Annotated in this window: 16 protein-coding genes and 1 pseudogene; 16 read left to right on the plus strand and 1 reads right to left on the minus strand. The window is 59.6% G+C overall.

Features of this window, described 5'->3' with window-relative positions; genetic code table 11:
* Nucleotides 1-444 precede the first annotated feature (444 nt).
* The 12 genes and pseudogenes from RND78_RS27005 to RND78_RS27060 form a co-directional block, all read left to right on the plus strand.
* Nucleotides 445-864, plus strand: coding sequence for a hypothetical protein (locus RND78_RS27005; RefSeq protein WP_312733230.1), 420 nt, complete (start codon nucleotides 445-447; stop codon nucleotides 862-864).
* A gap of 254 nt (nucleotides 865-1,118) precedes the next feature.
* Nucleotides 1,119-1,244, plus strand: a complete 126-nt coding sequence (locus RND78_RS27010) for a hypothetical protein (RefSeq protein ID WP_312733232.1) — start codon at nucleotides 1,119-1,121, stop codon at nucleotides 1,242-1,244.
* Nucleotides 1,245-1,367: 123 nt separating this feature from the next.
* Nucleotides 1,368-1,640 carry a hypothetical protein gene (locus tag RND78_RS27015; protein ID WP_312733233.1) on the plus strand — a complete coding sequence of 91 codons (273 nt, stop codon included), beginning with the start codon at nucleotides 1,368-1,370 and terminating at the stop codon, nucleotides 1,638-1,640.
* Nucleotides 1,641-2,067: 427 nt separating this feature from the next.
* Complete coding sequence (locus RND78_RS27020; protein ID WP_312733234.1) at nucleotides 2,068-2,427, plus strand: hypothetical protein; 360 nt, start codon at nucleotides 2,068-2,070, stop codon at nucleotides 2,425-2,427.
* Nucleotides 2,428-2,530: 103 nt separating this feature from the next.
* The gene (locus RND78_RS27025; RefSeq protein ID WP_312733236.1) at nucleotides 2,531-3,001 is read left to right on the plus strand and encodes an STY4534 family ICE replication protein; all 471 of its coding nucleotides are present in this window, start codon (nucleotides 2,531-2,533) and stop codon (nucleotides 2,999-3,001) included.
* A gap of 141 nt (nucleotides 3,002-3,142) precedes the next feature.
* Nucleotides 3,143-3,310, plus strand: coding sequence for a hypothetical protein (locus RND78_RS27030; RefSeq protein WP_312733237.1), 168 nt, complete (start codon nucleotides 3,143-3,145; stop codon nucleotides 3,308-3,310).
* 51 nt (nucleotides 3,311-3,361) lie between these two features.
* Nucleotides 3,362-3,586 carry a hypothetical protein gene (locus RND78_RS27035; RefSeq protein ID WP_312733238.1) on the plus strand — a complete coding sequence of 75 codons (225 nt, stop codon included), beginning with the start codon at nucleotides 3,362-3,364 and terminating at the stop codon, nucleotides 3,584-3,586.
* A 73-nt stretch (nucleotides 3,587-3,659) separates the two neighbouring features.
* On the plus strand, nucleotides 3,660-4,217 hold the full coding sequence (locus tag RND78_RS27040; RefSeq protein ID WP_312733239.1) for a hypothetical protein: 558 nt from the start codon (nucleotides 3,660-3,662) through the stop codon (nucleotides 4,215-4,217).
* Nucleotides 4,218-4,284: 67 nt separating this feature from the next.
* Nucleotides 4,285-4,716, plus strand: coding sequence for a hypothetical protein (locus tag RND78_RS27045; protein WP_312733242.1), 432 nt, complete (start codon nucleotides 4,285-4,287; stop codon nucleotides 4,714-4,716).
* Between the two features lie 67 nt (nucleotides 4,717-4,783).
* Nucleotides 4,784-5,143: a hypothetical protein gene (locus tag RND78_RS27050; RefSeq protein WP_312733244.1), complete on the plus strand. Its 360-nt coding sequence runs from the start codon at nucleotides 4,784-4,786 to the stop codon at nucleotides 5,141-5,143.
* A gap of 280 nt (nucleotides 5,144-5,423) precedes the next feature.
* Nucleotides 5,424-5,789, plus strand: a complete 366-nt coding sequence (locus RND78_RS27055; protein ID WP_312733246.1) for a hypothetical protein — start codon at nucleotides 5,424-5,426, stop codon at nucleotides 5,787-5,789.
* Nucleotides 5,743-5,964 (plus strand): annotated as a pseudogene (locus RND78_RS27060) (IS3 family transposase); the annotation flags it as partial. The gene RND78_RS27055 and the pseudogene RND78_RS27060, both read left to right, overlap by 47 nt.
* A 12-nt stretch (nucleotides 5,965-5,976) precedes the next feature.
* On the opposite strand, the gene RND78_RS27065 reads toward RND78_RS27060, so the two are convergent.
* A complete protein-coding gene (locus RND78_RS27065; protein WP_312733248.1) occupies nucleotides 5,977-6,501 on the minus strand; it encodes a hypothetical protein in 525 nt (174 codons plus the stop codon).
* Nucleotides 6,502-7,028: 527 nt separating this feature from the next.
* Here RND78_RS27065 and RND78_RS27070 point away from each other — a divergent pair.
* From RND78_RS27070 to RND78_RS27085, 4 genes are all read left to right on the plus strand, one after another.
* Entirely contained in the window at nucleotides 7,029-7,661 is a 633-nt protein-coding gene (locus tag RND78_RS27070) for a DUF3275 family protein (RefSeq protein WP_312733250.1), read from the plus strand.
* 76 nt (nucleotides 7,662-7,737) lie between these two features.
* Nucleotides 7,738-8,103 (plus strand): hypothetical protein, encoded by a 366-nt coding sequence (locus tag RND78_RS27075; protein WP_312733252.1) that lies wholly within the window; start codon nucleotides 7,738-7,740, stop codon nucleotides 8,101-8,103.
* Nucleotides 8,104-8,168: 65 nt separating this feature from the next.
* Nucleotides 8,169-8,747 (plus strand): hypothetical protein, encoded by a 579-nt coding sequence (locus RND78_RS27080; protein ID WP_312733253.1) that lies wholly within the window; start codon nucleotides 8,169-8,171, stop codon nucleotides 8,745-8,747.
* A gap of 54 nt (nucleotides 8,748-8,801) precedes the next feature.
* On the plus strand, nucleotides 8,802-10,171 hold a 1,370-nt coding region (locus RND78_RS27085; protein WP_312733254.1), incomplete at its 3' end, for a DUF6094 domain-containing protein.

A 10,171-nucleotide genomic window follows, 5' to 3' on the forward strand; every position in this document is an offset into this window, starting at 1 on the left:
GTGCCGGTGCTCACGCTCATAGGTGGCATCTTTCTCTTGAGCTCCACTAGCCTCACTTTCGCCGAGGCGCCTTGCTGCTAGACCCAGCGCTGCGCCTGGCGCGCTTCTCCTGCTTTCCTCCCCCCGCTCGATTGCCGCTTCCGCTCCTGCCTTGCTCTGCCCTCCTTCCGCTTGACAGTCCTAGCCGCCGCCTCCGATGATTGCCCCATGTTCCGCTGACGTCGTCAGCAACATGCCCGGCAGTTCTGGATCTCAAGACTGTAACGTGGCCACCCACGTCGATCCGCACCCATAGTTCGCCAAGCTTCCGGAGGCGCGAACGGTTGACCGGTTCTACCGGTTGATGGAGGCACCTCACACATCTGCTTTACCTACCCAGCGGGGACACACTCCCCCGCCCGGGATCAGTGTTTCTCCGCATTACTCACCTGCAGGAGAAACACCATGACCACCACTACCCTGAGCTATCGCTTTGGCGAATCCGTCGGTACTGCCCTGCGTGAAGTCATTCGCTCCGTGCGTAATGCTCAAGCCCAGGCACGTGCTGCACGTCCGTCCATAGCACCGGCTGAACGTCGTGTAGTCGAGTTCCCGCAACCGATCATATCGGCTGCCGTGCTCGAGGAGATGGATCACGTGCCGGCGTTCGTTCGCCGCAACGCGATCGACCTCAACACCTGGTTCAAGCAGAACACCCAGGAAGCCCAGCCTGAAAAGCCCAAGCGTGAGCGCAAGCCACGCAAACCCAAAGCTGCTGCTTCTGCCGCTGAACCTGTCCAGTCGCCAGCACCTCGTGTGCTGCGTCCGGGCTCTTTGGACCAGCTGATCGCCCCGTTCGACCCTGAGGTCGCGCTGGCCAGCTGATTCACACCTTACACACCCCTGTCAGGAAACCTCCCGTCAGGGCGGTTTTCCTGACGTCACAATTGAAAGGAAAGCTATGGCTATCAGAAAACAAGCCGCTGTGGCAGAGGATCTGCGAAAGGTTGGGACCACCGCGGTGGCTGCCGGCATCGTAGGTGTCTTCCTCAGCGATCACCGACTGTTGACGGCTTGTGCCCTCGCAGTAGGTGTTCTAATCTGGTTAATAGGTATCATCCTTACCGTGGAGGAATGACATGAGTCAGACCACCTTCGGCATCCTCATGCTGACCTTTCTTTTGCTTTTCTGCTCTGGCATGGCGATTTGGGTCACCTGGCCCAACTTCAAACTGAAAGCGCAGAAGCTGCTGCGATCTCACTAGATAGTGCACACCCCAAAGCCCTCCTCGGAGGGCTTTTTAGTTTCCGAGATACTAACGAGTGTTGACCCTCTGACACTGTCAGTCCTTATACCACCGAAAACTCTCGCACCATGGAGGCATTTCATGGGACTTGATTTGACGTTGTACCGGGCGTTGCGTTCGGTCGAGATACCGGAAGATAAGGCATTGGCTGTCGTCGAGGCCTTGGAGGCTCACATACGTGCGCAACAGGCTGCCAAGCCTGGTCTAGCACAGCGTCAGCTTTATACCCAGCCGCATGTGGCAACACCCCAATTGAGTACCCACTCTGACATCGACCCGCTAGTGAGCAGATTCACGATCGACGTGTCCCTCATGCTCATCGCTTTTGTACTCATCTTGATAGCTGCGATGTAGGCATGAGTCAGACCGCCTTTGGGATCACCCTCTTGTCAGTGCTGCTGATCGTCTGTGTGGCTACGCCAGTCTGGCTAGACTGGCCCAACGTCAAACATAAGGCATTGAAGCTGCTCCACTCGGATTGATGCACAGCTCTACCAAAGCTCTCCTCGGAGAGCTTTTTCATTTCAGGGGTATTGACAAGCGATACGGCCCTGAACATTCTGAGGGTGTATGCCGCTGACGTTGTCAGCAACATGCCCCAGGCAGTCTAGGATCTCACGACTGCGATGCGCCCCAAGCGCGTTGATCCAAACCCAAGTTCGCTAAGCATTCGGTAGCGCGAACGATTGACCGGCACCCCCGGTTGATGAATGCACCTTCCACCCACCCTCGACGGGACTACCCGTCAGGGCAGGTCTCCGTCACAACCTGGAGACCTTCTATGAGAAGCGGCTTAGCGTTGTACCAGGCATTGCTTTCTATCGATGTCGCGGAAGACAAAGCCACTGCTGTCGTTGACGCTCTGGAGATCGAAATGCAAACCCAGCTGGCTACCAAGGCTGATCTTGCACAGCTTCAGGCGGCTACCAAGGCTGACTTCGCAGACATCAAATCTGATTTCGCAAAGATTCAGGCTTCTACCAAGGCCGAATTCGCGGACATCAAAGCTGATTTCGCAAAGCTTCAGGCCACTACAAAGGCTGATTTCGCACAAAACGAACTCAAGCTCACCATCCGCATGGGCGTCATGCTTTCTGCTGCTGTCGGCATCCTGCTGGCCGCGATGAAATTCATGCACTGACCTGGCACCACCCTTTCTGGCTACACCCACCCACGCGGGGAATACTCTTCCCCTCCCGGGCAAGGTGTTCTCCGTTTTCACCTATTGAAACTGGAGATACACCATGAGCAACCAAGCCAACGAAAGCCAATACTTCGACCTGCACACCACCGGTATCGGTTACCTCAACCGCATCCGCGAAGTGAAACCCAAAGGCAGAGGCGCCAAGCCGTTTTTGGCCGTCACCGTAGCAGCCCTGTGCGGCAGCAAAGAAGCGGTGGAATACCGCTACATCGACTGCAATGTCGTCGGTGCCGAAGCTGAAAAGCTGGTTCGTCGTTGCATTGAAGCCGTCAACGCTGAGAAGAAGGTCCTCGTGTCCTTCCGCATCGGTGATTGCTGGGCTGATCCCTTCACCTACTCTTCCGGACCGAAGCAGGGACAACACGGCGCAAGCCTGAAAGGTCGCCTCCTGTACATCGGCTGGATCAAAGTAGAAGGTGAGATCGTCTACGAAGCCAAACCGCGCGATGCAGCCCCGGCTGAGCAGCAAGGTACGGATCAAGGGGATGACAGCGACCAATCCGCCGCTTGAGTCACCCAGTTCTTCCAGGCGCCCACCGGGCGCCCCTGCTCTACCCAGGCTTTGCCACCTTTCTCTTCGCACACCCATCCGGGGGCACCATCCCCGGACCGGGGCATGGTGATCTCCATTAGCTGAATTTTGGAGCCCATCATGCAAGTCATCGCCACTCTCAAGTCCGAGCTGCCCGCCCTGCCCATCGTTGCCGAAGTCTCCTATGACGACGTCACCGAAGAGCTGCTGAGCAGCGACCTGTTCTGCGACAACGCCTGGTTTCTGTTCGAGATGAACGCTACCAGCGCTGACCGCGTCCAGGCCTGACTGACCACACCCTATAGGCGCCCTCGGGCGCCTTTGTCTTTTGGAGGCCCCATGGCTACCAATACCGCACCTGCTCACAGCAAGTTCGGTCTCGATGACGTCAGCAACAACTACCCGTTGCAGGTTTTGAAATCACAGCGTGGTTTCTACCTGGGCACCGTGGACGATGAGGGCATGCCCTTCAGTCGCGAGTCGACCGAATACTTCCGCAGCCATAAAGCTGCCGAAAATGCACTGAACTCAGGGAAGTGGACTCGGCATTCGCTGAGTATCTGACGAGCTGAAATCTACCCTTAAGGGATCCATCATCCCTCAAGGGCATGATGGATCCCGGGACGTTGGAGGCATCATGGAATTGATTATTCAACACTTCGAAGGCCACGCTTTCGTCAGCAACCCGTACGCACCTGGTACGTCTCTTCGCCAAGACCTCTTCGAGCGACAGTTCACCATCCTCCTGCACGGATCGATGGAGCTGTTTGAAGACTCCCGTCGCGGCACCTTCCACATCGATGGCTACGTCCAGCTCGGCCATTGCGGCCTGCTCGATGACATCCTGCCCATCGCCTTGGACGCAGTCCGACAAGACCGCTATCCGATACCTGCAGCAGCGCTCACCTTCTGCCCGAAACGGATCTCCGTTTCTGATCGCCACGGCCACCTGGTCATGGCGGGTAAGGTGGATCGTGAGAGCCGCCGCATCGACTGGATCGACCCCTGCCGCACGGCCGAGGAAGAGAAGGTGGTGCTGGCTCAGATCCAGCTGTTGCGATCGCGCTCTGCGTTCCAACACGGCTGGGACAACTTCAGTACCTCGCGACTGCTAGACACCGACGCTGACCTACTCAGGGGCCGGCTGGTCCACAAAGCCTGGCGGCCGCACGTCCGTGCACTGCTAAGCGCCTGATCTCACCCTCCCACCCGGGGACACCGTCCCCAGGGGGCGGCTGTCTGCCAATATCAGGATCTTCGCTATGCCTCACCATCTGATTATCGGCAACGCCATTCACAGCTGTGCAGCAAGCCTCCGGGAGGCCCTGACAGGACTCTCGACGCTTCGCGCGCAAGGGCTCAAGCCGCGGTTGTTCTACTCCCTGTCGTTTGATTCGTTCGGCAGCGAGCTGGACGATGACGGTCGCCCGCTGCACCTCTACACCCTGATGTCCACGGATGAGTTCGAAGCCTACCTGACGCACTTCGAGCGGGTTCGCCTCCTGACCGATCCTGAGCACACTGCGTCGCCGTTACGGGTCGTGGATGTCAGGGGAGTACTCGACGGACGCGACTACTATATCGCCGAGCTGCTTTACCCCGGCTTCGCTGAGGAGCCCGAGATTCGTGTTCAGACCCTGCTGATGCGAGCTACCCAAGGGCTCGTTGACCTGCAGGACCTGCGGCACATCTAGCTTCACCTTTATACACCTACCCAGAGGGGCTGACCCTCTGGGCAGCTCCTCGTCCGAGGAGTCTTCAATGAACATTTCGTCCACCTCCACCGCCCAGGCGGTAACCGAACACAGCGGTCTGGTAGCCGTCCTGACCGATCTACAACGCCAAGGGTGGCGCGCCTCTGAACTGTGGGATGGCGAGGCCTGGGGGCCTATCCACGCTATCTGGTCCGCTGATGAGATCGCCAAGCACGCGGCGGAAACCGAGTTGGCCAAGCTGCGCTTCCTATCGGAAAGCACTTCCGGCCACGAAGGTGTGATGCTGCTGGTATGGGGCAATAGCCCTATCGAGCTGATCGCCGACATGACCATAGCCAACGGCTTCGGTGAAGTCGTCGAGCTGGCCCAGCGAAGCGTTTGGCCGCACTACCCGGAGGAGGAATAGCCATGTGCTGGACCTGCCCGCAGTGCGGTTCTACCGACGTCTCCGCTGAGGGGGGAGTGATACCACCTCGACCGGACCTTGATGCGTCCGAGGATGCTGAGTCCGACTGGGACGACACCTGCGAGATGACCTGTAACACCTGCCAACACCAGGACCTCTCGATGTTCTTCGAGAAGGACCTGGAACACCCCTAAACCCTAGCTCCGCTGAGCTCCATCAACCACCACACCACCCAGAGGGGCCGACCCTCTGGGCGGCTCCTCGTCCTGAGGAGAGCCCCATGACCACCGCCAACCCCTTCATTCGCGGCTACCAAGACCTGTACGTTCGCCGCGAGCTGCTGGTGACTTACGATGATCACTTCGAGCCCTGCTACCGGCAGATAACTGCAGAGCAGCAGGATCTAGCCGACGACCAGTTGATAGGTCACCACAGCATCTTCAACGAGACCCATGCCTTGGCTGTCGAGCCCGGTGACGTCACGGAAGACCAGCACGCCCTCTACTCGGCCAACGGGCAAATACGCGCCGTGGTCTACGCGGTTCGGGGCTATGGAGAACGGCCAGGAGCTTCACCTCGGCGACACGGAAACGCTGGGCTTGGACAATGCAGCGATGGAAAGCTTTTTTGCGGTTTTCAAAACTGAGCTTCTGTACCTTCAATGCTTCGCAAACATAGAGGAGCTGCAGGCCGCTATTGCCGAATACATCCACTATTACAATAATGAGCGAATGAAGATCTCTTTGGGTGGAAAGTCACCCGTGAACTATCGTCTAGCCAACCAGAACGTCGAGCTTGCTATCCGGCGGCCTGCGTTATAAATCAGGCGATCATCAGCTAAGGCGGATGCCAATTTTTTGCATTAGCTCGACCAAGCGCGTATCCGATTGTACGCTTTGTTGGAATTGCAGCCTCAGCTTCTCGCTAGTAGCTTTGTCTGCAATAAGAGAATTGTAGTGATCAGCCTGATTGGTGATTCCATTGTCTTTCTGAATTTTCTCATAATGACTCATGATGAGCTTGAAGTATTCATTGCGAGTACCGCTGTCAGCTGACATAAGCTTCGAGGTAGTTGAATTATCACTCATTGAGTAACCAGGGGAGCCTGGAAGTTTAGCAGTGTCAACCAACAAGTCAGCATACCAGTCAGGTATTGCATACTGTTTCACTGAGATGGTTGGGTCTGGATTGTTTGCGATCGCATCATAGGCTGTAGTGGAGCTGGCTAAGGCTGCACGCGCTTCATCACTGATGCTGACCCTCTCTCCTTGGGTTGCAGCTACCGCTTTTTGAGTCGCTGCTGGGGTAACCGCTTGCTGATCCTGGCTTCTAGCTATTGCTGATTTACCAGCAGTCATGCTGGTTCCAGTATTCAGAACGCTGCTATAGGTTTTGAGAGAGGCTGTGTTGATCATTGTGAGGTGCCCTAAGGGTATGCCCAAAAATAGATAGCGGCAAAAGCGGCAAGGATTTGCCGCTTTCGCGTTCGTACCTGTATCTAGGCAGATACTGTGCCAGCTGTGCTGGTAGTCGTAGAGCTCGACGCCTAGGGGTTGCCAAAACCCCGCAAGCGCTCACACTCAGTTTCCAAGCCGTCCAGCTTTCGGGGGTAAGTTCATCAAGGCGCCTTTCTTTTGTCAGGCCTATTGACCAGCTACAGCGTCGCTTTCAGAATTCATCCCACATGCCGCTGACGTTGTCAGCCATGCCCAGGTGGTCAGGATCTCAAGACCACGGCGCCCTGCGCTGATCCAACCCCAAGCTTGCCGAGCATCCGGTAGCGCAAGCGGTCGGCTCCGCCGATGGATGCACCTTTCACCGTTTTCTCCCACAGGGTACCCATCCCCTGTCGGGCATGGCGTGCCCCCTACTCACGAGGACCGCCATGATCAAGATCCCCGGCCATCTGGCCATCCGCACCATCCAGGGACGCAACGGCGCCTTCAACGTCGGCCGGCTCTCTACCTCTATCGGCGTATTCGTCATCAAGGACGCTGTGCTCGAGCAACACGTCGAGGGCAAGTACCGCGGCGAGTTCGTCATCACCGAGATCCGTGCATCGTCCTACAGCACCGGTGGCCGCCTGGTCATCGAGATTCGCGCACGCCTGGACAGCATGGTGCTCGAGGACCTCGACACCCTGACGGCCTACGACAATGCCCAGATCGATGCGCAGTCACCAGATCCACTCGATGAAGAGCAACCTGTTGCGGCGCCCCCGCCAAAGGCTCGACCACAACCCTCTCGTCCCGCCAGGCCTGCCAGCGCTCCGGTAGCGCCTGCAGACGACAACGCACCCTTCGGAATGCCGGCATCACCAGCCTCTACTCAGCTGACACCTGAGCCGGATGTCGATGAAGCTGACCAGGAGCTCTTCGGTACGGTCTGGCCACTTGGCGAGACCGTGCGGCTGGACTCCACGGTCGACCGGCAACGCCTCCGGCAGCAATGCCAGCGGCTGGGCCAGTTGGGCTACACCATGGACTTCAAGTCGCAAGCCTGGAATCGCGCGGCCTGACCTCACCCTTACAACCACACCCGGCTGGGACCTCTCCCAGCGGGAAGGCCTGGCCATCACCACAAGGACCTTCCCTATGGGCTGGCTGTTTTCTCACCCCACGCGCGATGCGCTAATCGCCGAACTGATCGCCAATGGCGAAACCGACAATTGCACCCGTACAGTCATCGATCATCACCTGGTCGACAACGTGCTGTGGCAGATCGTGAAGCTGGTACCCAAGTGCGATGGCGTCTTTCCTGGCGTGGCCGCCGGCGAAACCTGCACCTTGATCGGTTGCGACCTGCTGGATGTTCACGGAGGCCGCTGGGGCCACAAGTCACTGGATGAAAGCTCGGGGCCTTTCTACTGGAGTTGCCCGCTGCACTTTCTGCCCAAGGCCACCCACGGCATCAACCTCGAATGGCGCGAAGGCGTCCGGCGATACCACGCGGCGTGCTGAGCGCCTTCTCTCACCCACCTCGGGGCAACCGCCCCCGGGCGCGTTGCCTCCCTCAGGAGCTGACGATGCCCCTCTACCCTATCGATGAGTGTCCCGATCTGCTGGTAGACGCCTGCGTCTGCGATGAAGAACGGCGGCTGATCTTTCTCTCAGCCTGGGGCCGCGACACCGCCGTCCAGGAGTTTCTGGCCAGGCTCACCCTGGGACGCAGCGAAGGCGGCCTCGAGCAATTCCACCTGGTCCAGAGCGGCCGCAGCCTGCTGGTCTTTCCGGACGCTGAGCGACTGGAAAAACGCACGACCCGCCAGCTGCGCGGCACCCTGTTTGGCAGCCTGCTTCACGTTTGGCTGTTCGACGGGCGCTGCGCGGTACCGGATCGTGCCAATCACCTGGCCTACGCCTTGGTACGCGACAACATCGATCCCCTGGCCAGCCTCTGGCCGCTGGTGGTCGACACCTGCCCGCTCCCGCTCCTGCCGCACTGGCAGGGACCGGTCATGGAGCTGCTCCTGCAGGAGCAGATGCTCGAGCGCCTACCCGGCGCCTTGGGCGACCTGGCCGGCTGGCGACTCCGACTCAAGCTCGACGAGCTGCAGTACCACCTTGGCCAGCGCATCCGTGCTGGTCAGCTCACCACTTCCTGATCGGGCCGCTTGCGGCCCTTCCTCCCTCACTTTCCCGACACTGGAGCTCCGACCATGGCCCTGATGTTTCCGCGCCTGGCGCGCAACTTTGCCAAAGCTGGCTACTACCCTACTGATGAGGTCACCCTCGAACGTACCCTGCAGGCCCTGAGCCCTGCCTCCACCGGCACCATGCGGATCCTCGATCCGTGCGCCGGCGAAGGTGTGGCCCTGGCAGAAGCCGCTCATACCCTCGGGCGTGAGCGCGTCCAGGCTTGCGCGGTGGAGTACGATCGGGAGCGCGCCGAGCACGCCCGCGGCCTGCTTGATCGCGTCCTGCAGGGCGACCTGATGGACACCATCGTCACGCGCCAGGCCTTTGGGCTGCTCTGGCTCAATCCACCCTATGGCGACCTGGTCGCCGACCACAGCGGCGCCACCCAGTATCAAGGCAGCGGCCGCCGGCGACTGGAGAAGCTGTTCTATCAGCGCTCGCTACCGCTGCTGCAGTACGGCGGCACCCTGGTGCTGATCGTGCCGCACTACGTCCTGGACGATGAACTGTGTGGATGGCTCTGCAACCACTTCACCAGCCTGCGGATCCACGCGGCCGCGGATCCGACCTTCAAACAGGTGGTGATCTTCGGTATCCGGATCCGCCGGCAGGACCTGGCGAGACCCGCTGACGTCAAGGCAACCCGAGAGCACTTCCGCGCGATCGGCAGCGGCGAGGCCTCGGCTGAACCGCTACCGGATATATGGCTCGGGGAACCCTATGGTGTGCCGGCCGCCGTCACGGAGCTGGAGCACTTCTACCGCGTCACCCTAGAGCCCGAGCAGCTCGCCCTGGAGACAGGTCGACTGGGCGGACTCTGGAGCGACTTCACCCTGCACTTTGGCCAGGCTGGCCAAGTACCACGACCACCGGTCAAGGCGCTGTCGCAATGGCACCTGGCGCTGGCCCTCGCGGCCGGAGCGATCTCGGGCGTGGTCACCTCTCCCAATGGGCGTGTCCTGGTGCTCAAGGGCGACACCTACAAGGAGAAGGTCAGCCGCACCGAGTTCACCGAGGATGAGGACGGTAGCGTACTGGAGTCGCGGATCCTGACCGACCGTTTCGTGCCCGTGATCCGGGCCTGGGACATGACACCAGGATCTCAGACGCTGGGACAGGTCCTGACCATTACCTCGGCGCCGGCAGCGGCCGAGCCACCACCACCTGCAGCACCTGAACCGCTCCGGCTACCGGCTGGACGCTTCGACCCCGGTCGGATCGTCATGACGGCAGCGGTGAGCGAGCTGGTGGAACGCGGTGAGCTCAACCCCGTGACCTACCTGCGGCGTCACCTGCAGGCGGACTGGGGCGAGCTCGACCAAGAGGACAAGCACAGCAACGACCAGGCTCTGCGCCTGGGCAATCGCCTGTTTTCCAACTATGAGACTTC

The sequence above is a fragment of the Pseudomonas oryzihabitans genome, assembly GCF_032027545.1.
GTDB lineage: Bacteria > Pseudomonadota > Gammaproteobacteria > Pseudomonadales > Pseudomonadaceae > Chryseomonas > Chryseomonas oryzihabitans_F.

Bases quoted from the DNA above. Each gene is read 5' to 3' on its own strand.
- RND78_RS27045 (WP_312733242.1), top strand. From the start codon at position 4,285: ATGCCTCACCATCTGATTATCGGCAACGCCATTCACAGCTGTGCAGCA.
- RND78_RS27080 (WP_312733253.1), top strand. From the start codon at position 8,169: ATGCCCCTCTACCCTATCGATGAGTGTCCCGATCTGCTGGTAGACGCC.
- RND78_RS27020 (WP_312733234.1), top strand. From the start codon at position 2,068: ATGAGAAGCGGCTTAGCGTTGTACCAGGCATTGCTTTCTATCGATGTC.
- RND78_RS27070 (WP_312733250.1), top strand. From the start codon at position 7,029: ATGATCAAGATCCCCGGCCATCTGGCCATCCGCACCATCCAGGGACGC.
- RND78_RS27005 (WP_312733230.1), top strand. From the start codon at position 445: ATGACCACCACTACCCTGAGCTATCGCTTTGGCGAATCCGTCGGTACT.
- RND78_RS27050 (WP_312733244.1), top strand. From the start codon at position 4,784: ATGAACATTTCGTCCACCTCCACCGCCCAGGCGGTAACCGAACACAGC.
- RND78_RS27025 (WP_312733236.1), top strand. From the start codon at position 2,531: ATGAGCAACCAAGCCAACGAAAGCCAATACTTCGACCTGCACACCACC.
- RND78_RS27035 (WP_312733238.1), top strand. From the start codon at position 3,362: ATGGCTACCAATACCGCACCTGCTCACAGCAAGTTCGGTCTCGATGAC.
- RND78_RS27010 (WP_312733232.1), top strand. From the start codon at position 1,119: ATGAGTCAGACCACCTTCGGCATCCTCATGCTGACCTTTCTTTTGCTT.
- RND78_RS27015 (WP_312733233.1), top strand. From the start codon at position 1,368: ATGGGACTTGATTTGACGTTGTACCGGGCGTTGCGTTCGGTCGAGATA.
- RND78_RS27040 (WP_312733239.1), top strand. From the start codon at position 3,660: ATGGAATTGATTATTCAACACTTCGAAGGCCACGCTTTCGTCAGCAAC.
- RND78_RS27075 (WP_312733252.1), top strand. From the start codon at position 7,738: ATGGGCTGGCTGTTTTCTCACCCCACGCGCGATGCGCTAATCGCCGAA.
- RND78_RS27030 (WP_312733237.1), top strand. From the start codon at position 3,143: ATGCAAGTCATCGCCACTCTCAAGTCCGAGCTGCCCGCCCTGCCCATC.
- RND78_RS27065 (WP_312733248.1), bottom strand. From the start codon at position 6,501: ATGACTGCTGGTAAATCAGCAATAGCTAGAAGCCAGGATCAGCAAGCG.
- RND78_RS27055 (WP_312733246.1), top strand. From the start codon at position 5,424: ATGACCACCGCCAACCCCTTCATTCGCGGCTACCAAGACCTGTACGTT.